The organism is Achromobacter spanius (genome assembly GCF_002966795.1).
Lineage (GTDB): Bacteria > Pseudomonadota > Gammaproteobacteria > Burkholderiales > Burkholderiaceae_B > Achromobacter > Achromobacter spanius_D.
Window position 1 is genome coordinate 71697 of sequence record NZ_CP023270.1, and the last position, 22633, is coordinate 94329.

Annotated in this window: 26 protein-coding genes; 13 read left to right on the plus strand and 13 right to left on the minus strand. The window is 60.2% G+C overall.

The genetic code is table 11. The features are described from left to right. Positions 1-26 precede the first annotated feature (26 nt). The 10 genes from CLM73_RS00340 to CLM73_RS00385 form a co-directional block, all read right to left on the minus strand. Positions 27-155: an entericidin A/B family lipoprotein gene (locus tag CLM73_RS00340; RefSeq protein ID WP_105236843.1), complete on the minus strand. Its 129-nt coding sequence runs from the start codon at positions 153-155 to the stop codon at positions 27-29. 56 nt (positions 156-211) lie between these two features. After that, positions 212-394 (minus strand): CsbD family protein, encoded by a 183-nt coding sequence (locus tag CLM73_RS00345; RefSeq protein ID WP_056565837.1) that lies wholly within the window; start codon positions 392-394, stop codon positions 212-214. A 136-nt stretch (positions 395-530) separates the two neighbouring features. Further along, positions 531-1274, minus strand: a complete 744-nt coding sequence (locus CLM73_RS00350) for an amino acid ABC transporter ATP-binding protein (RefSeq protein ID WP_105236844.1) — start codon at positions 1272-1274, stop codon at positions 531-533. Further along, on the minus strand, positions 1255-1911 hold the full coding sequence (locus CLM73_RS00355; protein WP_105236845.1) for an amino acid ABC transporter permease: 657 nt from the start codon (positions 1909-1911) through the stop codon (positions 1255-1257). The genes CLM73_RS00350 and CLM73_RS00355 overlap by 20 nt, the downstream gene beginning before the upstream one ends. Further along, positions 1908-2576, minus strand: coding sequence for an amino acid ABC transporter permease (locus CLM73_RS00360; protein WP_105236846.1), 669 nt, complete (start codon positions 2574-2576; stop codon positions 1908-1910). The genes CLM73_RS00355 and CLM73_RS00360 overlap by 4 nt, the downstream gene beginning before the upstream one ends. A 17-nt stretch (positions 2577-2593) precedes the next feature. Then, a complete protein-coding gene (locus tag CLM73_RS00365) occupies positions 2594-3376 on the minus strand; it encodes a transporter substrate-binding domain-containing protein (RefSeq protein ID WP_105236847.1) in 783 nt (260 codons plus the stop codon). Positions 3377-3574: 198 nt separating this feature from the next. After that, entirely contained in the window at positions 3575-4483 is a 909-nt protein-coding gene (locus CLM73_RS00370; protein WP_105236848.1) for a LysR family transcriptional regulator, read from the minus strand. A gap of 126 nt (positions 4484-4609) precedes the next feature. Next, complete coding sequence (locus CLM73_RS00375) at positions 4610-4873, minus strand: hypothetical protein (RefSeq protein ID WP_105236849.1); 264 nt, start codon at positions 4871-4873, stop codon at positions 4610-4612. Between the two features lie 22 nt (positions 4874-4895). After that, positions 4896-5669 carry an SDR family oxidoreductase gene (locus CLM73_RS00380; protein ID WP_105236850.1) on the minus strand — a complete coding sequence of 258 codons (774 nt, stop codon included), beginning with the start codon at positions 5667-5669 and terminating at the stop codon, positions 4896-4898. A gap of 199 nt (positions 5670-5868) precedes the next feature. Continuing rightward, positions 5869-6834 carry a Bug family tripartite tricarboxylate transporter substrate binding protein gene (locus CLM73_RS00385; RefSeq protein WP_105236851.1) on the minus strand — a complete coding sequence of 322 codons (966 nt, stop codon included), beginning with the start codon at positions 6832-6834 and terminating at the stop codon, positions 5869-5871. A 228-nt stretch (positions 6835-7062) separates the two neighbouring features. On the opposite strand from CLM73_RS00385, the gene CLM73_RS00390 reads away from it, so the two are divergent. The 7 genes from CLM73_RS00390 (at position 7063) to CLM73_RS00425 (ending at position 13116) form a co-directional block, all read left to right on the plus strand. Further along, positions 7063-8256 (plus strand): acetylornithine transaminase, encoded by a 1194-nt coding sequence (locus CLM73_RS00390; protein ID WP_105236852.1) that lies wholly within the window; start codon positions 7063-7065, stop codon positions 8254-8256. Positions 8257-8378: 122 nt separating this feature from the next. Beyond that, entirely contained in the window at positions 8379-8705 is a 327-nt protein-coding gene (locus tag CLM73_RS00395; RefSeq protein ID WP_105236853.1) for a hypothetical protein, read from the plus strand. A 49-nt stretch (positions 8706-8754) separates the two neighbouring features. Next, positions 8755-9372: a class I SAM-dependent DNA methyltransferase gene (locus CLM73_RS00400; RefSeq protein ID WP_105241317.1), complete on the plus strand. Its 618-nt coding sequence runs from the start codon at positions 8755-8757 to the stop codon at positions 9370-9372. Between the two features lie 1238 nt (positions 9373-10610). Next, on the plus strand, positions 10611-11078 hold the full coding sequence (locus tag CLM73_RS00410; RefSeq protein WP_158685813.1) for an ASCH domain-containing protein: 468 nt from the start codon (positions 10611-10613) through the stop codon (positions 11076-11078). Next, entirely contained in the window at positions 11075-11593 is a 519-nt protein-coding gene (locus CLM73_RS00415) for an ATP-binding protein (RefSeq protein WP_158685814.1), read from the plus strand. Before CLM73_RS00410 ends, CLM73_RS00415 begins: the two co-directional genes overlap by 4 nt. 112 nt (positions 11594-11705) lie before the next feature. After that, positions 11706-12755, plus strand: a complete 1050-nt coding sequence (locus CLM73_RS00420) for an N-acetyltransferase (RefSeq protein ID WP_105236856.1) — start codon at positions 11706-11708, stop codon at positions 12753-12755. Next, positions 12733-13116 carry an ASCH domain-containing protein gene (locus tag CLM73_RS00425; protein WP_105236857.1) on the plus strand — a complete coding sequence of 128 codons (384 nt, stop codon included), beginning with the start codon at positions 12733-12735 and terminating at the stop codon, positions 13114-13116. Before CLM73_RS00420 ends, CLM73_RS00425 begins: the two co-directional genes overlap by 23 nt. A gap of 93 nt (positions 13117-13209) precedes the next feature. Here the strand turns inward: CLM73_RS00425 and CLM73_RS00430 are convergent, their stop codons facing one another. Beyond that, positions 13210-14700, minus strand: a complete 1491-nt coding sequence (locus CLM73_RS00430) for a GNAT family N-acetyltransferase (protein ID WP_105241318.1) — start codon at positions 14698-14700, stop codon at positions 13210-13212. A gap of 603 nt (positions 14701-15303) precedes the next feature. Between CLM73_RS00430 and CLM73_RS00435 the strand changes: the two genes are divergently transcribed. Then, positions 15304-15636, plus strand: a complete 333-nt coding sequence (locus tag CLM73_RS00435) for a hypothetical protein (RefSeq protein ID WP_105236858.1) — start codon at positions 15304-15306, stop codon at positions 15634-15636. 100 nt (positions 15637-15736) lie between these two features. On the opposite strand, the gene CLM73_RS00440 is transcribed toward CLM73_RS00435, so the two are convergent. Together CLM73_RS00440 and CLM73_RS00445 are read right to left on the minus strand one after the other, a co-directional pair. Next, entirely contained in the window at positions 15737-16474 is a 738-nt protein-coding gene (locus CLM73_RS00440) for an anti-sigma factor family protein (RefSeq protein WP_105236859.1), read from the minus strand. Continuing rightward, the gene (locus CLM73_RS00445; protein WP_199778301.1) at positions 16471-16986 is read right to left on the minus strand and encodes a sigma-70 family RNA polymerase sigma factor; all 516 of its coding nucleotides are present in this window, start codon (positions 16984-16986) and stop codon (positions 16471-16473) included. Before CLM73_RS00445 ends, CLM73_RS00440 begins: the two co-directional genes overlap by 4 nt. A 388-nt stretch (positions 16987-17374) precedes the next feature. Between CLM73_RS00445 and CLM73_RS00450 the strand changes: the two genes are divergently transcribed. The 5 genes from CLM73_RS00450 to CLM73_RS00470 all read left to right on the plus strand — a co-directional run bounded on the left by CLM73_RS00450 (position 17375) and on the right by CLM73_RS00470 (position 22631). Then, on the plus strand, positions 17375-18409 hold the full coding sequence (locus CLM73_RS00450) for a catalase family peroxidase (RefSeq protein WP_199778302.1): 1035 nt from the start codon (positions 17375-17377) through the stop codon (positions 18407-18409). Further along, positions 18406-18990 carry a cytochrome b gene (locus CLM73_RS00455; RefSeq protein WP_105236862.1) on the plus strand — a complete coding sequence of 195 codons (585 nt, stop codon included), beginning with the start codon at positions 18406-18408 and terminating at the stop codon, positions 18988-18990. Before CLM73_RS00450 ends, CLM73_RS00455 begins: the two co-directional genes overlap by 4 nt. A gap of 32 nt (positions 18991-19022) precedes the next feature. After that, a complete protein-coding gene (locus CLM73_RS00460; RefSeq protein WP_158685815.1) occupies positions 19023-19838 on the plus strand; it encodes a GntR family transcriptional regulator in 816 nt (271 codons plus the stop codon). Between the two features lie 110 nt (positions 19839-19948). Beyond that, positions 19949-20920, plus strand: coding sequence for a tripartite tricarboxylate transporter substrate-binding protein (locus CLM73_RS00465; protein ID WP_158685816.1), 972 nt, complete (start codon positions 19949-19951; stop codon positions 20918-20920). A 19-nt stretch (positions 20921-20939) separates the two neighbouring features. Then, positions 20940-22631, plus strand: coding sequence for a thiamine pyrophosphate-binding protein (locus tag CLM73_RS00470; RefSeq protein ID WP_105236865.1), 1692 nt, complete (start codon positions 20940-20942; stop codon positions 22629-22631). The last annotated feature ends 2 nt before the right edge of the window (positions 22632-22633 follow it).

A 22633-nucleotide genomic window follows, 5' to 3' on the forward strand; every position in this document is an offset into this window, starting at 1 on the left:
GACCCTTCGATGCAGGCAGCCAGCGCCTACTTGGCCTGGTTCTGGATCTTCTCCCCGCCACGTTCGATATCCTTACCGGCACCTTCCATCGTGTTGCAGCCGGCGGTCACGGCGGAGATCGCGAGCAGCAGCGCAAGCCAAATACGGTTGGTCATTTTCTTCTCCTTCGGGCGTTTCATTGGACGTTGCGGGTGCCACTTGGCAGCCGCGATTACTTGTCCAGCAAGTCCCGTGCCTGATCCTTGGCCTCGCCTACATTGCGCTGCACCTTGCCCTCGGTTTTCTCGATTTTTCCTTCTGCCTCGGTCTTGGTGCTGCCGGTCACCTTGCCGGCCGTTTCCTTCACGGCGCCCTTCACTTCCTTGACGGCGCCCTTGATGCGGTCCTTATCCATGTCATCGCTCCTTATGGCTCAGGTTGCGTGAAACCGCGCCGGAGAAAACTACAAGATTCGGCTGCGGACAACCCCAATATAGGAACCGCGCCCATCCCGCGATAGAGGCGCATGCACCGGGTCAGGTGGTGCATTTTTACCGGTCGGCCGCCAGATCCGTCATCCCCAGAAATTGCCGCAGCTCTGGCGTGGCCGGTGCGGCAAAGAGCTCATCCGGGGGCCCAATCTCATGGACTCGGCCCTGGTGCATGAACACCACCCGGTCGCAGACCTCGCGCGCAAAACGCATCTCATGCGTCACCATCAACAGCGTCATCCCGTCGGCCGCCAATTCCCGCACCACGGCCAGCACTTCGTTGACCAGCTCCGGATCCAGCGCCGATGTGATCTCGTCGCACAACAGCGCCAACGGCTGCATCGCCAGCGCGCGCGCAATCGCCACCCGCTGCTGCTGCCCGCCCGACAATTCGTCTGGCCACGCGTCGAACTTGTGCGCCAGTCCCACCCGGTTCAGCATGGCGCGCGCCATGTCCGCGGCGTCGCGCTCGGGCACGCGCTTGGCCACCATGGGCGACAGCATCACGTTGCGTCCCACGGTCAGGTGCGGAAACAGGTTGAACTGCTGAAAGATCATGCCCACCTTCAGCCGCAGCGCACGCAGCCGCAGCTCGTCATCACCCAGTTGCGCATCGGCCACCATGATCGCGCCGCCGTCGATCTGCTCCAGCCCGTTGATGCATCGCAGCAGCGTGCTCTTGCCCGAGCCGCTCTTGCCGATGATGGCAATGACCTCGCCGGGCTCGACGCGCAGCGTCACGCCTTTCAGCACTTCGTTATCGCCAAACCGTTTGCGGACGTCTTCAAGGGCGATGAGGGGCATGCAACTTCCTTTCCAGCCGAAGGCTGAGGCGCGACAGGGGCCAGCACAGCGCGAAATAGATCAGCGCCGCGCAGGCATAGACGGTGAAGGGACTGAAGGTGGCGTTGGTGATCACCGTGGCCGCCTTCGACAGTTCCGTGAAGCCGATGATGGAGGTCAGCGCCGTGCTCTTGACGATCTGCACCGCAAAGCCGACGGTGGGCGCCACCGCAATGCGCAGCGCCTGCGGCAGCACGACGTAGCGCATCTGCTGCACGTGGCCCAGCGCCAGGCTGGCCGACGCTTCCCACTGTCCCTTCGGTATGGCCTCCACGCAGCCACGCCAGATCTCGGCCAGAAACGCACCCGACCACAACGTCAGCGCCGCGCCCGCGGCCAGCCACGGCGGCACCTCCACGCCGATCAGCGACAGGCCGAAGAACGCCAGGAACAGCTGCATCAGCAGCGGCGTGCCCTGAAAAAGTTCGATGTACGCCCAACTGATGCGCCGCATCGCGGCCACGCGCGACGTGCGCATCATCAGCGCCAGCACGCCCATCAGCGCCCCGCCCGCAAAGGCTGCAAGAGACAGGATGATCGTCCAGCGCGCCGCCAGCAGCAGGTTGCGCACGATGTCCCAGGTGGAAAATTCGATCATCGTGCCGCCTTGCGGAACAACCGCCGCCCGGTCATGCGCAGAATCTGCCGCAGCAGCACCGCCAGCGCCAGATAGATGCCGGTTGTCACCAGATACACCTCGAACGCCCGGAAATTGCGCGACTGAATGAAGTTCGCCGCAAACGTCAGGTCCTCGGCCGCGATCTGCGAGCACACCGCCGAGCCCAGCATCACGATCACGATCTGCGAAGACAACGCCGGCCAGATGCGCATCAGCGCGGGCATCAGCACGACGTGCCGAAACACCTGCAGCCGCGACAGCGCAAGGCTCGCGCCTGCCTCATACTGCCCGCGCGGCGTGGCGTCGATACCGGCGCGGATGATCTCGGTGCTGTAGGCGCCCAGGTTCAATGCCATCGCCAGGCACGCCGCCTGCATTTCTCCAAGCTGGATGCCCAGCGACGGCAGGCCAAAGAACACAAAAAAGAGCTGAATCAGAAACGGTGTATTCCGGATCAGCTCGACATACGCGGTGACCGGCGCGCGCAGCCACGTCGGGCCCTGCGTGCGCACCCAGGCGCACGCAATGCCGATCGCCACGCCCGCCACCGCGCCGAACGCAATCAGTTCGATCGTCACGCCGATGCCCTTGAGCAGCACCGGCGTGTACTCGAACACCGAGGCGAAGTCGTACTGGTAAGCCATGACGGCCGCCGCTCAGGCTACAGATCCTTGGGCAGTGCGGCGCCCAGCCATTTCTGCGAGATCGCCGACAACGAGCCGTCCTGCTTGGCGGCCGCCAGGATGTCGTTCACGCGGGCGCGCAGCTTCGGTTCGTCCTTGTTCAGGCCGATGTAGCACGGCGAGTTCTTGATCAGGAATTTCGTTTCCGGCTTCTTGGGCGGATTGCGGGCCAGGATGGCCGCGGCCACCACGTTGCCCGTCGCGATCATCGGCACCTGGCCCGACAGGAAGGCGGTGATCGTGCCGTTGTTGTCCTCATACCGCTTGACCGTGGCGGACTCGGGCGCAATCTTGGTCAGCTCGATGTCCTCCACCGCGCCGCGCGTGACGCCAATGGTCTTGCCGGCAAGATCCGCGGCGGACGAGACCTTCAGGTCCGCCGGGCCAAACACACCGTTGAAAAACGGCGCGTACGCTTCGGAAAAGTCGATGGCCTTCTCGCGCTCGGCATTCTTGCCCATGCTGGAGATCACCAGATCCACCTTCTTTGTCTGCAGGTACGGAACGCGGTTGGCGCTGGTGACCGGCACCAGTTCCAGCTTCACGCCCAGCTGCTTGGCGATGAGTTGCGCGGTGTCGATGTCATAGCCCAGCGGCTTCATGTCCGAGCCCACCGACCCAAAGGGCGGAAAGTCCTGCGGCACCGCGATCTTGATGACGCCCGCCTTGACGATATCGTCCAGCGCATCGGCGTGCGACACAGGAGCGGCCAGCAGCGTGGCGGCGGCGCAAAGGGACAGCAACAGGGATCTGCGTTTCATGAGGAACTCTCCAGGGCCCGCACTGCCCGGCCGGGTCAATGCGTTGCACACCAAGTCGGTATACAAAGAGAGTCAAAGCAAAGTCCGTGCCACGCGCGTGTCCCGGGAGGCGACGGGCAAAGGTCGTGCAGACGCCCCGCGATGGTGCGGCGAATGCGCCGCGAGCGGGCGCGCAGGCACCGGTTTGGACGTTTGGCTTCAGGCGTCCACGTAGCCCGCCATCAACCCTTCGAACCACTCATGAAACACCGCCAGCCGCCGCGAGCGCTGGCGGCGGTGCGGATACAGCAGCGACACCGGCATGGACGCCGCGCGCGCGGCCGGTATCACCTCCACCAGTTCGCCCGCGGTCAGCAGATGCTGCACGTCGAACCGGGGAATCTGAATCAAGCCCAGCCCCGCCAGGCAGCAGGCGATATAGCTTTCGGCGTTGTTCACCACCACCCGGCTGCGCACCGGATCCTGGCGCACGCCGCCATCGGGCAATACGGTTTCCCAGGGCAATTCGCGCCCGGTCTTCGGCGACGCATAGCCCACCGCCCAATGTCCGCTGGCCAGATCTTCCGGCTGCATCGGCTCGCCGTGTTCGCGCAGGTAAGCCGGACTGGCGCAATTGATCAGCGCAATGCTGCCCACCGGCCGCACCACCAGACTGCTGTCATGCAGCGCCCCGATGCGCACCGCGCAGTCCACGCCTTCCTGCACCAGATCGATGGCGCGGTCGGTGGAACTCAGCACCACTTGCAGCCGTGGATGCCGGCGCAGCAGGCCCGGCAACTGCGGCGCGATCAGCCGGCGCGCCACGCGGCTGGGCACGTCGATGCTCAATCGGCCGGACACCTGCCGCTCGCTGGCCTGGAACAACTGGTCGATGTCTTCCACTTCCGCCAGCAGCGGCAGCACCCGTTCCAGCAGTTGCTCGCCGTCCGCCGTCAGCCGCACCTGCCGCGTCGTGCGATGCAGCAGCCGCACGCCAAGCTGGGTTTCCAGTTGCTGGATGGCGGCGGACACCGACGCGCGGGGCGCGTCCAGCGCATGCGCCGCCTTGATGAAACTGCCCATCTCGGCAACCTGCGCAAACACGCGGTACTGGTCGAATCGGTCCATGAGCGGCCTGTGGCGATGCGGGAACGGTGCAACGGGAAGCGCGCGCCATCCCGATGCCGGGGGCGCGCGCAATGCATGAAAAGCATAGCCGCAATTGGGGGCTGATCGGGATCCGATTCGGCCGCGTCAGCCGCTGCGCCAGATCGCCACGGCAGCCAGTGCCGCCGGCACCAGAAACACGATCGCCAAAATCGGCAATTCCTCGCGCACGGTGTACCCGGCATGGGTCACGCCCACCCACATATTCACCAGCGCCACCACCAGCCAGACGGGAATGAACGCCTTGGCCGCCACCGCCAGCGCCGCCGCATCGCCGCCCCACAGCTTGCCGAAGAGCAGAAACACGCCCAACAGCACCGCGCCGCCTCCGATCACCATCGCCATATGCATGCCGCTCTCCCCGGTCTGACGCCTACTTGGTCGTGTAGCCGCCGTTGATAAGGATGGTCTGCCCCGTGATCCACCAGCCGTCGCTGACCAGATGGCGGATGAACGGCACCACGTCCTCGATATCCGTCAGCCCCGTCTTGCTGAACGGCGACAGCGCCGCCGCGGTCTTGTGATACGCCACGGCATCATCGCCCTCGGCCGGATAGAAGAACGGCGTATCCATTGGCCCCGGCCCCACCGCCGTCACCGAAATCCCCCGCGCCCCAAACTCCTTGGCCGCCGCACGCGTGTAATGCTCCACCGGCGCCTTCGTGCCCGCATAGGCCGCATAGAACGGCGTGAAAGCGCCCAGCAGCGACGTCACCAGCGTGCACACCTTGCCGTTGTCATTCACGTGCCGGCCCGCCTCGCGCAGAAAGAAAAACGCCGTCTTGGAATTTACCGCCGTCATCTCGTCGTACTCGGCTTCGCTGATCTCCGTGAAAGGCTTCTTGAGCACCTTGCCCACCGTATTGATCGCGATATCCGGCCGGCCCACGGCCGCCACTGCGTCGGCAAACAGCTTCTCCACCGCCGCCGCCGTCGTCAGGTCGCCCTGCAACGCCACCGCCTTGGCGCCCGCCGCCTGCACCGCTGCCACGGTCGCCTCGGCCTCGGCCTTCGACGCCGCACTGTTGTAATGGATCGCCACCGCGCGGGCGCCCTGCTCGGCCAGATCGCGCGCAATCAGCCCGCCCAGATTCTTCGCCCCGCCCGCAATGATCGCGACCTTGCCTTTGATCGAATGGTCCGCCATGGAAAATCTCCTTCAGGTGTCGATGGAGCTACGAGCTTAGGCAAGCGCCCGCGCCCGATAAACCACCTGAAGCTGGATGGATCATCCAGAAAAACCACCCAATCGCGGCGCGCGGTCTGGGCGGTGTCCAGTAACCGGCAACAAAAAAGCCGCCCCTGATTCAGGGACGGCTTGCAGCGACGTCAATCGGATAACGCGCTCAATCCACCTGCGCGCCCGATTGCTTCACCGCCTTACCCCACTTCTCGACCTCGGCCGCCATAAACGTCCCAGTCGCCTCAGGCGTCAAGGGCATCGGCTCCGCGCCGCGATCCCGGAAGAACTTCTGCATCTCCGGGGTATTCAACACCTGCCCGATCTGCTTGCTCAGCGCCCCGGTGATCTCCGCAGGCGTCCCCTTAGGCGCCAACACCGCCGCCCAGCCAATCGCCTCAAACCCCGGATAGCCCGATTCCGCCACGGTCGGCACATTCGGCAACTGCGGCAGCCGCTTGGCCGTCGTCACCGCCAGCGCCACCGCTTTCTTGCTCTGCACGTGCGGCAAACCCGCCGTCACCGAGTCCACCATCAGCGGCACCTGATGCCCCAGAAAATCCGCCTGCGCAGGGCCACTGCCCTTGTACGGAATGTGGCGAATATCAATATCCGCCGCCGCCTTGAACATCTCGGCCGACAAATGCTGCGTGCCGCCAATGCCCGCGCTGGCATACGCCAGCTCGCCAGGATTCGCACGCGCCTGCGTCACCAGTTGCTGCAGCGACGTAATGCCCGAAGCCGGCGTCGCCAGGAACATCAGCGGCACCGAGAACACCCCCGACACCGGCGCAAAATCCTTGGTCAGGCTGTAATTGATGGTCTTGTACAGCGTCTGATTCACCGCCGCCGCGCTACCCGCGATCACCAGCGTGTAGCCGTCCGGCGCCGCGCGCGTGGCCTGCTCCATCCCGATATTGCTGCCCGCGCCCGCGCGGTTCTCCACCACGATCGGCTGCTTGACCGCCGCGCCCAGCTTCTCGGCCAGCGCGCGCGCAAAGATGTCGGTCGCCTGCCCCGGCGGGAACGGCACGATCAGGCGGATGGGACGGTCGGGATATTCCGCGTGGGCGGGCGTCATGGCGGCGGCCAAGGCCAGACCGGCGGCAAGACTGGAAAGAATACGTTTCATGATTGGTCAGTAAAAAGCGACGGCGGACTGCGCGCGAGGGGCGCATCGCCTGCATAAAATAGAGCGCCCGCGCTGGCAGCCCTTGTGAGGCCGGCCCGGGGCAGATCGGAGGGGTAGCGTCACGATAGCATCCCCCCGTCGGTGCTACATTTGCCTTTTCGCGCTTCCCCCCGGGGAATCCCCCGAAATTTCCCTCATCCCCTGTCCTTACATCCCGCAGGAACCGCCATGGAATTCAGCCAGTTCAACGTCGACACCCTCATGGAGATCACCTCCCGCCCGGACCTCGTGTTCGTCAGCGGCAAGGGATCCTGGCTGGAGGATCACGCGGGCAAGCGATATCTGGACTTTGTGCAGGGCTGGGCAGTGAACACCCTGGGCCACTCCGCGCCCGAAATGCAGCGCGCGCTGGTCGAACAGTCGCAAAAGCTGATGAACCCGTCGCCGGCGTTCTACAACATTCCCTCGATCGAGCTGGCCCAGCGCCTGACCGGCGCGTCCGACTTTGACCGCGTCTTCTTCGCCAACAGCGGCGGCGAAGCCAACGAAGGCGCCATCAAGCTCGCGCGCAAGTGGGGCCAGGTCAAGAAGAACGGCGCCTACAAGATCATCACCATGAACCACGGCTTCCACGGCCGCACCCTGGCAACGATGTCCGCATCGGGCAAGCCGGGCTGGGACAAGATGTTCGCCCCGCAGGTCGAAGGCTTCCCGAAGGCCGAACTGAACGACCTGGAATCCGTGCGCAAGCTGATCGACGACAAGACCGTCGCCATCATGCTGGAACCCGTCCAAGGCGAAGGCGGCGTGCTGCCCGCCACCAAGGAATTCATGCAAGGCCTGCGCAAGCTGGCCGATGAAAACCAACTGCTGCTGATCGTCGACGAAGTCCAGACCGGCATGGGCCGCACCGGCAAGATGTTCGCCTACCAGCACTTTGACGTCGTCCCCGACATCATGACGCTGGCCAAGGGCATCGGCGGCGGCGTGCCGCTGGCGGCTCTCCTGGCCCGTCAGGAAGTCAGCGTGTTCCAGCACGGCGACCAAGGCGGCACGTACAACGGCAACCCCCTGACCACCGCCGTCGGCGTCGCCGTCTTCGACGCGCTGGTCGCGCCGGGCTTCATGGACGCGGTCAATGCGCGCGCCAAGCAACTATCCGAAGGCCTGCTGGCCATCTCGGCCAAGTACGGCATGAAGGGCGAACGCGGCATGGGCCTGCTGCGCGCGCTGGTCATGGATCGTGATGATGGTCCGGCGATTGTCGAGGCCGCGCGTAATCAGGCGCCGGACGGTCTGCTGCTGAACGCGCCGCGTCCGAATTTGCTGCGCTTTATGCCCGCGCTGAATGTGACGGCCGAGGAAGTGGATTCGATGCTGAAGCAGCTGGATGCGCTGATTGCGCAGGTGCGTAAGGCTTGATGAGCTTTAGAAGGGTGTGAATGCAGGGGCCGCGATTATGCGGCCCTTGTTTTTTTGGACTGATTGGATCGCGGTTGGGATTGGGTATGCGGCCGCGGGTTGGGACACGTTAAGGGAATCAAATGGACGCGAAGGAATTTGTTGGCAACTGGAATGCGCTGCGGGGCGAACTGTTGGAGACGTTCATGGCGGCGGATGGTGGGAGCGCGGTCGCGGCCAAGGTGCGCGGGCTGGGGTTGTCGGCGGCGCAGCTGGAGGGCTTGCGTGGCGTTTTGGATCTGGCGCTGCGGGACACGATGTATTCGCTGCTGCTGGGGTTGGACGGGGCGGCGAGTATTGGAGATAGCCAGGAGCAGTTCACCATCACGGGTGAGGATGGGGTGGCGATTGAGGATATTGAGTCGGAGGCTTGGGAGTGCTTCCATGGGGATGCGGGCGTTTGCGGGTGATTCGCTCGCCAAGGGTCTGGGTTTTGGTCGCCGTTACGGGAGTTTGAAGATGTCCAAGTCGCCTGCTGATGACGTGGTGACGATCTATCGGGAGCATGCCGACGCATTTGTGCGGCAGCGTGGGACGGAGCTAATCGAGCGCGCGTGGCTGGATGCGTTTCTGGCGCTGCTGCCGGGGGCGAGTCCGCGGGTGTTGGATATTGGGTGTGGGTTTGGGGTGCCGATCGCTCAGTATCTGATTGAGCGTGGTTGCCGGATCACGGGTGTGGATACGTCGGTGCCGTTATTGAATCGGGCGAAGGCGGCGTTTCCTGAGCATCAGTGGGTTGCTGCGGATATGCGGCGGATGGCGGTCGCGGGGCCGTTTGATGGGTTGATCGCTTGGCATAGCTTTTTTCATTTGTCACCAGAGGATCAGCGGGGCATGTTTGGGGAGTTTGGGCGGTTGGCTGCGCCGGGGGCGGTGTTGATGTTTACGAGCGGGCCGCAGTTGGGTGAGGCGATTGGGGAGTTTGAAGGGAGGCCGCTGTATCACGGGAGTTTGGCGGGGGAGGAGTATCGGGCGTTGTTGAGGGTGAATGGGTTTGAGGTGGTGCGGCATGTGGTGGAGGATGCCGGGTGTGGGGGGGCGACGGTGTGGGTGGCGAGCGAGGCGGGTTGGGGATAAGGAACCGTCTCGCCCGGAACGCTGACGCGACGTCCGAATCAATCAGGATCTCGCATCCAGAGTGATCGGATGGTGCGGAGCACTGTCAGTCGTCCGATATTGGCGCCTACAGAATTCATAATGAAGGATGACTCTTCATAATGAGCGGCTCATTGCCGATGCCCGGGCAGGCACTCGAGGGCATGTTCGAACACGAAGGAAGATGAGAGCATGAAGAAGCGGGACTTATGTTCGGAGATTACAGAAGGGTTTGAGGCGCTAGCGGAAGCGAGGGAAGGTAAACGAACTTTGCGCACCCACGCCATGAGCATCTACCGCCGAGATGACAGGCTTCCGGAATGGGAGCCGAATCCCTGGGACATGCAAGGTGCTGCCGTCGACCACCAAGAACTAAGCTTTCACGAAAGAGCTATCAAGCCAATCTTCTAGACGCCGGTTTCGTGGAACGAGTCCCAGTGTCAGGCATCTTCGGTCATGACCGCGACTGGTTTATCTCAAATGACATCGCCTTCCACGCAATGTTCGATGCCTAAGAGCTGATCCTGATTCAAAACACTTGGCACGGTTTTCTGGATCCCCCGGAATGGGGGCTTGCTTCAAGGCCGGCGGTTGAGATCAGGGTGCAATGGTCGCATTGGAGCACTTTCCTGATCTGCCGAGCATATGGGAAATGCCGGGGGCGATGTGAATTCGTGAACTTCCCTCTTAAGTCCAACGTCGACAGCGAACCGCTTCCGGCGGATGGGACCTGTCAGGGATCTTGTGTGCGAGGAGTATCTCAAGGAGGAACTCTCCATTGGCCCCATCTCATCGAGCAAGGCTGCATATCGGTGTCGATACCTCTCCCGCAATGGTGGCCCCAGCGCTAGCGGAATCCCAGACCCACAGCGGAGCGCCGCGGACATGCGGCGATCGCCGTTGATGGAACCGTTTAAGGCTGAACAGCATGGCTCAGATTCTTCTCTCTGTCGCTGGAAGATAAAAGGTCCCATGTGCAACGACGTTCGCCGAATGGCCGCGTCGGGGGAGGGATAGGTTTCCCCATCCACAGGGAGTTGGGCCAAGTCATCAAGGATGTGTGTATACAGTTCCCTAACTACATTCAATAACTCATTGGAAAGCCCACCCCAGCGGCGAGCTACATAGTGTTACGAGCGCTAACCTCGGTTAAGCTAGCCGTGCGTTCGCCGTTAACTCGCTCAGCAAACTAAAAACTTTTCGGTTACACGAACATGGATATGAATCTTGCCCTGGAGACCGCTAACTCGGTTGGAGGCCGGGCAATGCTTTTGCCAATTAAGCCGAAATATGCATCTCTGATTCTGGCTGGGACTAAGAAAGTCGAACTACGCAGAAGCTGGCCTGCTCAACGCGTGGGAGTGCTTGTCTTGTATTCGTCCTCGCCAGTTCAGAAGTTGGTCGGTCTTGCGTATGTGAAAAAAGTTGTGGAATGCGAGCTCCCCGCGCTTTGGGAAATTTCAATGGCGAATGGAGGGGGAGTGACATACGAAGAATTCAATGCCTATATGCAAGGAAAGCGCTTCGCCTTTGGCGTAATGATCGACCGAGTAGAAGTGGCTCGCGAAACTCTAGATCCATGGAAGAGTCTTGATAATTTTGCACCCCCCCAATCACCTTCATTTATTTCATCTGCGGTTTTTCAGAAAATCCTGAAAAACATGTTTCCTCCGGAGGTTCCCGCGTGAATATATTTCTTGGTGGAGTTCATGGCGTCGGAAAATCTTTCTTCGCGGCTCAAGTTCCAGCCGGTTTTGGAATAGTACATAAATCGGCGAGCGCTCTCATCAAAGAAGAACGAGCGAAACCCAATTGGGGAACTGACAAACGCGTTGAAGATGCGGCAGGAAATCAGCTCTTGTTGGCCGCCGCAGTAAAAAAGAAAAATGACGAGGGCGTGCGGCTTATTCTCGATGGGCATTTCGTTTTAAAGGGACGCGACGGCGAGCCAATATACCTAGGCGCGGACGTTTTTTCGGCTCTGAATCTTAGGGCTGTGGTATTGCTGGAAGCCGATCCCCAAGTCATTGCGCAAAGGCTCTGCGAGCGAGACGCTAGAGAAGAAAGTGTCGAAGAGCTGCGACGGTTCATTGATGCTGAACATAGGCAGGCGCAGATGGTATGTGAAACCTTGCACATTCCTCTTACCATCCTGCACTCTCCGAATTTGGACGAATTCTTGAGTGCTGTATCTCCCGGATGAGGCTTGAGTGAGCGCTGGATGAAATATATCTTTCAATTTCGTATTTAACCGCGGTCGACGTCCACGGATAGTTTGTTGCGACATCGAATTCGCTCTATATATTGAGGGTGAAATGGGTTTGGAGCGTAAGCAATTCAGAAGCATTGATTTGACGGATTCTTTCTTCGATTCACTGAAGGCGGACTATGAAGAATTTGAAGAATGGTTTGTACGGAAGGCTGAGAATTGGGCGTACATACATACGCAGGATGATGGCACCCTCGATGGATTTTTATATCTCAAAATAGAGGATGACGCCGTCACCGATATGGAGCCAGAGCTTCCGCCAGCGCGTCGAGTCAAAGTAGGAACTTTTAAGATCGAAGCACACGGAACAAAGCTTGGTGAGCGATTTGTTAAGAAAATTTTCGATCATGCGGTCGAAGAAAAGGTCAATCAGCTCTACGTAACCATATTTGAGAAGCATGCGGGCTTGGTTGCATTATTCCACCGGTATGGATTCGAAAGGGTGGGATACAAAAATACGGTGAACGGGACAGAGCTTGTGCTTCTCCGTGACCTAAATTGGCGGAACGACGTTAGCCGCGACAAAAACTATCCATTAATAAAAATGGACGGTGCCTTCTATCATGTTGGAATCTATCCGGCGTATCACACGCGCTTACTTCCCGATTCGATATTAAATAATGAAAACGTGAGAATTGTGGAGGATGTGTCGCACGCAAACAGTATTAACAAGATTTTCTTATCCCGAATAAACCGAATTATGAATATGTCGGCGGGGGATAAGGTCGTGATGTATCGGACGGGTGATGGAGCGGGCCCCGCTGAGTATCGGGCGGTTGCTACATCATTGTGCGTAGTCGAAGAAGCCCGTCGTTTGGATTCTTTTGCTGATGCTGATGAGTTCATTGCATACGCGCGATCGCACAGTGTGTTCTCAGACGATGATCTCCGCATTTTTTTTGACGAAAAGAAATATCTTTTCGCCCTTAAGTTCACCTATAATATCGCTCTGCGGCGCAGGTTGACTCGCCATCACCTCATCGAAAATGTGGGAATTCATAGAAATGCATACCCGGGATTTATAAAGTTGACACGCGCGCAATATAGACAGATAGCTATTGATGGGGGTATTGATGAAAGTCTTATTATCGATTAAGCCTGAATACGCGGACCGAATTTTCAGTGGTGAGAAAAAATTTGAGTTTCGCAAGTCCTTGTTTAAGAATACAGACGTTAAAACGGTTGTCGTTTATGCGACTATGCCGGTCGGCAAGGTCGTTGGGGAATTCGAGATTGATGAAATCATAAAAGAACGCCCAAGCAACTTATGGAGAATCACGAGCGAGTTTGCCGGCATTACCAAGGCATTTTTTGAAAGCTATTTCTATGGGCGAGATTCTGGATATGCGATTGGTGTGAAGACCGCTACCCGTTATGAGAATCCAATTGAGCTGAAAACTTTGTTGCCTGCGGGAGTTCCGCCACAGTCATTTTGCTATTTGACTGGTGTGTCTTGATCGATTGATGCGATCACTACCAGTTTTCGATCGAGCGATCGAGCCCCATTCTCGGTGAGCCCTGATCGCGTTTTTAGTTTGGCCGCGAGGACGCTAATCGTTCGATGCTGCAAGTAATTTCGAAAACGAAGTGTCGGAGATTTTCAAAATAGACTGAATAGGCCCCGTGACGATTCGATCCCGAATAAGCCGTTCATATGATACGGATGTTGCAAGATGGCCAATGAGTCTGAAGAGAATGACTTTGGTTGGTTTCTTTGCCAACACCTCAATTTCCCCTAGGCTATATACGGTCCGTCGGCTGACTAGGCTAGCGATTTGTGCTTCGTCTTGTAGGACCTCAAATTGCTCTACAACGCCTAACGACGTCACCGCCATTTCATCACCTGTTCGGTAAAACAGCACCACGTCTCCGGGGTGGATGGACTTGGTTTGCGCGTGACACAGGTAAGCAAGCTTAATTGCATTTCCGACGTTACCAGTCGGGGGGAAGAGGCTAGGCTGTGCTGCCTCGTAATCCGGAAAGAGAATGTTGTGAAATTTAGGTTGAATGGGTACAAGAAATTTCTGAACTGAGACGTCCGATCTGTAGTGTGGAAAATATTGCTTGACGTATTCGACGGAAGTTAACCGATCTGTTTGGGGTTTAATTAGCGGGTGATTTTTCACTAACACTGCGTCTCCCAAATAGGTTCCGCGCTCTTGGAATCCAAAGTCTTTCAAAACTTGAATTAGGTACCCCTGAGTGTCGGTATCTGCGGTGATGAAGAGGTACGCGCATTGATTTTTGGTTGCGAAGCGGAATGCCGCTTTGAGGAATAATTCGCCTACTTTTCGTCCTCGAACGAGTTCGCCAACTTTAAAAGTACATAACTTTAAGGCGGATCCAGAGAGAATCTCCCCCGCATCATTCAAAACCTCATTGGTTTGAATCTGATAAATGCAGAGAGCGCCGAGAAGGTTATTGCTATGGCGATATATCCACGCATGTCGGCCTTCTCTGGCCTTGCGACGGAACCAATCATCGAAGCCTGCTTGGCCATCGGTGTTCGGGTAGGCGTCTCTTAGGCTATCGAAAAAGGCCCCTGCTAGCTCGGGCGTTAAGCTATGAAGAGGAACATCTTGTATGTTCGGTAAAGTAACTTGCCGCGTCTCGTGCAGTCGTTTTAACCAGTCTTCTGCCGTTTGAACCGTGTAGACCCGATGTACAAGACCGAGTGCCCGAGCCTTGACATGGATGCCTCTGTCTTCTGTGATTAAGGCGTGGACCGCGTCGCAGTGCAGGGCAAAAAGCAGTTCGTTGTCACATGCGTCGTTGGGACTGGTACCAGGCGTGTTCCAAATGCAAGGCGCAGGATCATGCAAAGCCGGGTACTGTTTGATCCGCTGCAGATTCCGTCGCCTTCTCTCAGCATTGCGGTCTCGCTCAAAGTCAGCCACGTTGGCTGGGTGATACAGCAATTGGTGCCCGCCAATGCTCGCCAGACGAGCAAAGTTAGCCAAACTGACTTCAAGAATTTGGAGTGGGTCTTGCAGCGGAATTAGGACGTTTGTGTCCAAGAGAATCCGCAATCGTTGTGCCATGCCCGGCCCCTCCATTTTTGTCTCGTCTCAGACCGTTTAATTAAAATCATCAGACTTTGCCGCACTCGCGTCGCAAAAGTGCTACGTCGAAAATTCAATTTATAAGTTTGCGACAGCCGCATTCGGCGAATTACCTGGTTAGGTCGCCTTTGGTGTCGCGCCATTATCCACCGAACTTGCTGATCGCAACAGCGTTAATCTTTGGAGGAATAGTGCATGAGATTTCCAGCTTGTCTCCGGTTGGCGTTCAGAGAGATGCTTGTAATCTCGCGGGCATGAAAGTTTAAGATTTAAAAAGCTGTTAGAAGTCTGATGACAAAAATCTCACCTCTGTCGTAGGACCGATGAGGTGTGCCGTATACTTCGATAGCTATCCCACCAACGGTAGCCCGGTTTGGAAGCCGGAATGTCTTTGGCGGACTTGCCGCCGCTCTGGCGGCTTTTTCACGTCCGTACGCCTTTGCACGCCCCTATGGGCGGGCCTTGGCGAGGGTGCGTTCGCGCACGCCGGTTTCCAAAGACGCCGGTCTTCCAACCTTGCCTCGTGCCCGCCCACCCCATTTGGAAGTGGGGCGCGGGCTTCAAAAGTCTTTGGAGCCTGTCATGCAATCGAATCCCCTCAGCGATAACCCCTGGTCCGTCGACACCAATCCCGAACACGGTCTGGTTCCCCTTTCTCACGTCTACAACATCGACCGCGCCCGCTATGCCATCGCGTCGATAGCTCGCCTTGTCGGCAACAGCGCCTCCGAACCCGACGCAACCGGCGCACAGCCGCTGGACGCGTGGACCGTGGCCGCGCTGTTGGGCGGCGTGGAAGGATTGTGTGAGCACATGGGCGTCATGACAGAAGCCATGCTGGAAACGGCACGAGCTTGCGCGCAAGACGCCGATTGTGCGGACCCCACGCACGACGCGCCCGTGTCGATTCAATAAGCGCAAAAGCGGCTCGGGCCTGCCGCGATGTGCGACAGCCCCGAGCCGTTCGATTTCGATGAATACGTAAGCGATCCAAAGGCCTGAAATCACTCAGGCGTCATGACTCACTCATTTGCGCTGGCTGACCGCGCATATCCCCGGCCGTCACTAACGCATAGTTGTACCCCTGCCCCGACCAATACCGCGCCAGCAGTTCACCATCCCTACGGCTCCCTTGCGCCAAAAACTGTCCCCCCGGCCCAGGCGGCCGAATATAAAACGTAGCGCGCTGCCCCGCATTCTCATAGATAACAAGCGCCGCCGGCCCCTGATCGGTAGCCAACAAACGCGCACCAACCGGCCTAAACCCGCTATCGCTCAAATTCGGCAACCGCTCGGCATGCGCAAAATACGCATCCAACCACCCCTGCAAATCCCCCGCATCCGCACGCACATCCGGCTGCGGCGCATCCGCTGACGCAAACAACCGATAAGCCTGCATCGCGTCCTGCATCGGCAACACCCGATTCGCCAAGGCCGTATCGCGAGCACTCCATCCCGTGACGCCGCCAATCGCCACCGCCACAACCAGACTAGCCACCATCGCCATCCGCCGCCGCGTACGAACTCTTAACCCCGCACGCACCGCAGCAGGATCCAACGCAGGATTACCCGGCAAACCATCCCCGCCAGCCCCTTCCCGCAGCCGCTGCGCATCCCGACGCCAAGCCTCCAGCTCCTGCGCCTCATCAGGATGCGCCCGCAAATACGCCTGCAGCTCCTGCAATTGCGACGGATCCAACTGTCCGTCCACATACGCATTACGCGTCAGATCATCGATAGCGCGTTCTTTCATTTCAATATCCTCAGACGAGCCTCGCCAGCCTGCCCCTCATGCAATTCACGCAAGGCACTCCGCGCGCGGGACAGGCGCGACATGACGGTGCCCAGCGGCACGTCTAAGACATCGGCGACGGCCTTGTAGCTCATGCCTTCGACGCTGACGAGCCACAGCAGCGTGCGCTGCGCCTCGGGCAGGCGTTCGAAGACATCCAGGGAAGATCGCGCGATGACCTCGCGCTCGGCGGACGGCGCGGCGGCGTCGGACACGGCAAACCATGACAGCAGCCGCGCATAGCGGCGCGAGCGGCGTTGGGAATCCAGGAATTGGCGGTACAGGATGGTGAAGAGCCACGCGCGCACGTCGCCTTGCGGACGGCGGCCGCGCCAGCGGGTGAGCGCTCTTTCCAAGGTGGATTGCACCAGGTCGTCGGCCGCGACCGCATCGCGCGTGAGGCGGAGGGCAAAACGCCGCAGGCGCGGCAGTAGTTGGCGCAGCACGGCGTCGGAGAGTTCTTCCGCTGGCATCTCGTCGTCGGTGGATGCCGGCGCGTCGGGCGGCACGCGGACCGGTTGAATCATGGCGGGTTCCTGGGACAGGCCTGCGCAACCAGCTTACAGGTCAATGCAGTAAGACGCCGCTCCGTCGGGTTTATTCCATTGCGGAATAACTTTTTTCGCACGGCGTCCTACAGGGGTATTCATCGCCCCATGGGCAAGGAGCCTTATGCAACAAGGATCTGACCGCAACGGCCCGCCGCCGGGTCAAACGCCACCGGGAAGCCAGCCGCCGGGCCGCCTGCCGCCGAATCGCCAGCCGTCGGGTGCACGGCAACCAGGTGGCCGGCCCTCGGGAGACCGGCCCCAGAAGCCCCGGTCGCTCTCCACCCCGCAAACTCTTCTTCGCCTCACCGCAATTGGCGCCATCGTGCTCGCCTCCGGCGCCGCGTTCGCCTACGTAGGCGGCTGGCTCGACCCTCAGCGCCTGACCCCAGACCGCGTGGTGAACGCGCTGGAAGCCAACAGCGGCGTCCATGAGGGCTTCCGGCGCAACCACGCCAAGGGCGTCTGTGTGATCGGCCGCTTTGAAAGCAGCGGCGCCGCCCACGACTTATCCACCGCCTCGGTGTTCGCCCCGGGCAGCACGCCGGTGGTGGGACGGCTGGCGCTGCCCGGCGGCAATCCTTACGCATCGGACTCCAGCGTTCCAATTCGCAGCTTTGCCTTGATGTTCACGTCGGCCAATGGCGAACAGTGGCGAACCGGCATGAACAGCATGCCGGTGTTTCCGTTGTCGACACCGCAAGCGTTCTATGATCAGCAGCTTGCTGGTCGGCCCGATCCCAAGACGGGCAAGCCCGATCCGCAGCGCATGCAGGCGTTCTTCGCGGCGCATCCGGAAACGGCGGCATTCCGCGCGTGGGCCAAGACCGCCAAGCCTTCGGCCAGCTACGCCACCGAAGGCTATTACGGCCTGAACGCTTTCTACCTGATCGATGGGAACGGAAAGCGCCAGCCGGTGCGTTGGCAGTTGGCGCCGTTGGACGCGGCGGCGGCGCCTGTGGCGCAGCCGGGACACGATGCCGACTATCTGCAAGCCGATCTGCAACAGCGCCTGACGCAAGGGCCGTTGCGCTGGCGTCTGCTGCTCACGTTGGGCCAACCCGGCGATTCCACCAGCGATGCAACCCGGCAGTGGCCGGCAGACCGGCCGACCATTGACGCCGGCACCGTGGTGATAACCAGCAGCGCCCCGCAAAGCGATGGTCCCTGTCGCGACGTGAACTACGACCCGACCGTGTTGCCGCAAGGCATCGCCGTGTCCGACGATCCGCTGCTGGCGGCGCGATCCGCGGCCTACGCGGCCTCTTATGAACGCCGCACGGGCGAAGGGCCGCCTCAAGCCGCCGCTGCGTCATCCCATTCGACCCAACCGGAGCGCGCGCAATGATCTCGTCGCCTAATCAAACCCGCCGGCCGCCCGCCGCGTTCAGCCTATTCGCACGCGTGCTGCATTGGTCGATGGCGGTCGGCATACTCGCGATGCTGTTCATCGGCGTGGGCATGGTGGCGTCGGTGTCCGAGCGGCATCAATGGCTGGTGCAGATCCATAAGCCGTTGGGCTTGGCGCTGCTGGCGCTGGTGTGCATTCGGCTGGCCAGGCGCGTGGTCAAGGGTGCGCCCGCGTTGCCGGCTGATCTGCCGGCCTGGCAACGTCATGCGGCGTTGGCCTCGCATGTGCTGCTGTACGCGCTGATGTTCGCGATGCCGCTGATCGGCTGGGCGATGCTGTCGGCGGGCGGGTATCCGGTCGTGGCGGCCGGTTGGCAGTTGCCGCCGATTGCGCCTGCGGATGCATGGTTGTTCGCTTGGCTGCGCGGCGCGCATCGGTATCTGGCCTTCCTGCTGTTCGCGACGGTGCTGCTGCATCTGGCCGCGGCGTTGTTTCATGGCTGGGTGCGGCGGGATGGCGTGCTGGAATCGATGACGCGCGGGCGTACTACGCCGGCCGGGCATCTGCCGCAGGATTGAACCGCCTCGGCGGATGATTGACCAGTAGCAGCGTGCAGCGTCTGGAAGGCGGCGCGATGCGCGGACACGCGCTGGTGTTTGAAGAGACGGTCGTGGAAGTGCCTGTACATTTGGCAGCACGACCGTTCTCACCGGCAGCAACTTGGGGGTGTCGAACGATACAATATCCGGTCGTTTCACAACTTCCCCATGCGATGCTCGACGCTCACAGCCTGCTCAAGACGTTGCCCCTCCAGATCGCGAGTCAATTGGCCTCGGCCATTGCCAAAGGCGACTTCGGGCCGGGCCATCGTTTTCGCGAAAACGAGCTCGCAGAAGGCTTTGGCGTCAGCCGGGCCAGTATTCGCGAGGCCTTGCGGTTGCTTGAAATGCGGGGGATGGTCAACATCCTTCCGCAGAAAGGCGCGCGCGTAACGCAGTTGTCTTCCAAAGAGCTGCACGATCTGTTTGCGATTCGTGCCTCGTTGCTGGCGACGTGTTCCCGGCTGGCTGCGGAACAGTGCGATGACGCCAAGGCGAAACAACTGAGCGCGTTGTTGGAAAAGCTGGCTTCCACGGTTTCGGATACCGACAAATACGTGGAGCAGAGCGCGCGCCTGATCGCGTTGATCGCTGAAATGTCCGATAACCCGACGCTGGTGGGATACGTCGACGATCTGGCCCTGCGTATCGGGCGCTACGTTCGGATGGGGCTTACGGCGGAAGAACGTCGCAGGCGTTCTCTGGCGACGTGGACCGAACTGGTCAGCGCCATCATTCGCCATGACGCCGAAACCGCCAGTCAGCTGCACTACCGGTTGGCCATCCAGAATCGCGATGCGGCGTTGAAGACTTTCGAAGAGCAGTAGGGGCTATAGGACGTCCCGACGCAGTAAAAAAAACAAATGCTCAAATGTCGACATTTGAACATTGTGCTTATAGAATGACCTTTCCTTATTGGTCCACAAGGGGAGGAGACATGACAAAAACAGGCAAACACGCCACCGCCATCGTGCTAACGCTCGCGGCTTTGGCCATGACGCCGTTCGGCAACGCGCGGGCAGACGTACCCGGCAATGGCGCACTGAAAATCATCGTGCCGTTCAGCGCAGGCGCGATGATCGACAACATTGCGCGCAAGTACGCCGAGAAGCTGTCCCCGAAGTTGGGGCGGCCCATCGTCGTCGAGAACCGGCCGGGCGCGGGCGGCATGGTCGGCACGCAGCGGCTGCTGGCAGAAGACCCCAAGCAGAACACGATGCTGTTCGTCTCATCGTCTTATGCGGTGAATCCGTCAGTGTTCAAGGACATGCCCTTCGACACCTTGAAGGATCTGTCCGGCGTGGCGCTATTGGCGGACACGCCAATCCTGATGGTGGTGAATCCCGACGCGAAGTTCAAGTCGATACAGGACTTTGTGGACAAGGCGAAAAAGCGTTCCGCACCCTACAGCTACGGGTCGGCCGGGATCAATTCGGCCACCGACATGGCCGGACGCTACTTCAGCAGCGAATCCGGCGCACCGCTGGAACACATTCCGTACAAGGCCGTGCATGAAGGAATGATGGAAGTCGTGGCCGGCCGGGTCGACACGTCCTTTCCCGGCATCGCGCAGGCGCTGCCGTACGTGCGCGATGGCAAGTTGCAGGCCTTGGCCATTACCGGCAAAGAGCGATCGCCATTGGCGCCTGACGTCCCGACGCTGGATGAAAGCGTCTCCCCTGGCTTTGATTACGGCATCTGGTATGGCGTGATCATGAGCGCGAAAACCGATCCCGCCGTCAAGCAAACGCTGGCCACGCATCTTGCAGAGATCAACAAGGATCCCGAGATCCGTCAGTGGCTCGAAGGTCAGGGCCTGACGTCGCGGTCCAAGACATTGCAAGAGTTCGACGCGTACATCGCATCAGAGATTTCCAAGTACGGAAAGATCTTGAACACCCCCAACTGATTTTTAAGAGGGAACCGGAATGACGACTTTGACGGGCGGCCAGGCGGTGGTCGAAGCTCTGCGCGAGCAAGGCACGGAATGTGTTTTGGGTTTGATCGGCTCGGCGGGGATGGAAGTATTCGACGGCCTGCATGGTGCAAAAGACGTGCGCTTTGTAGGCGTGCGGGACGAGCGCACGGGTGTGCACATGGCCGATGGCTATGCGCGCATGACGGGCAAGGCGGGCGTGTTCCTGGCGGGCCAGAACGGGCCGGGCGCGACCAATCTGGTGACAGGCTTGGCACAGGCGCAGGCGGCGTACTCGCCGGTCATCGCGCTGACGGGCCTGCTGTCGTCGGCGCATGCGCAAAGGGATGCGTTTCAGGAGGTGGATCAGCACTCGCTGTTCAAGCCGGTGACCAAGCGAACCTACACCTTGACGCAAACGTCCCGAATCCCGGAAATGATTGGTGAAGCGCACCGCACGGCGCTGTCTCCTCGTCAGGGGCCGGTGTTGTTGAACCTGCCGCGCGATCTGCTGGCCAACACGTTCGAGGCGCCCGATTTTCCGGCGCGCGGCAGAGTGTTCGTGCCGCAGGCATTCACGGGTCCGCAGGCCTTGATTGAACAGGCCGCGCATCTGCTGCGGCAGGCGCAGCGGCCGGTCATCATTGCGGGGGGCGGCGTCAAGGCAGGCCGTCATGGCAAGGACGTGGTGCGATTGGCGGAACTGCTGAATGCGCCGGTGACGATGTCGCCGGGACACGGCGACGCCGTGTCGTGCGAAGAAGCCGTTTATGCAGGGCAGATGGGACCGCGAGGCAACCCTGTCGCAACGGATCTGGTCAAGCGCGCCGATGTCATCCTGGCCATCGGGACGCGGCTGGGCTTTAACTCCACTTTTTATCAGACCGACGCGTTGAACCCGGACGCGCACATCATCCAGATAGAAGTGGAACCCACGGCAATCGGACGCTTCTTTCCGGTCGCGGTCGGCATCCTGGGCGATGCCGGTTGCGTCACCAATGACCTGCTGGTAGCGCTAAGTGGTCATCAGCCTGCGGCGGGCGCGAAGGAGTGGATGCGCACCTTTGCCGAACAACGAAAAGCGTTGCTCGCATCCCGTGATGCGGCGGCCGGCAACGCAAGTGATCCCATTCAACCCGGCTTCCTGTATCGCGCCTTGCGGGACGTCATGCCCGACGATGCGTTGTACACGATGGATGCCGGCACGCTTTGCCTGCAGGCAACGGATCAGTTGCGATACGTGCAGACCCCGTCGCTGCTGACGCCGCTGGATTTTGGGCTGGTGGGCTTCTCGTACGCGTGCGGCTTGGGCGCCAAGCTGGGCGATCCGTCTCGCACGGTGGTGAGCCTGATGGGCGATGGCGGCTTTGGGATGGCCTGCAGTGAACTCGGCACTGCGGTTGAGCATGGCATCAACACCGTCTGCATCGTGATGAACAACGGGTGCTGGGGCGCGGAAAAAGCCTATCAGCGAGACTTCTTCGGCGAACGCTATATCGGTGCCGATGTCCGTAACCCCCCTTTCGACAAGCTTGCTGAACTGTGGGGCGCCAAAGGGTTCCGTGTCGATTCGGCCAACAGTCTTGCTCAGACCATCGAGGAAGCGATCCGTTGCGGCCAGCCCGCCGTGGTCGATGTGAAGGTCGATCCGAACGCGCTCTACAGCTTTCGCCGGGACTCCTTCAAGAACCGGGCTGGAAAGTAGCG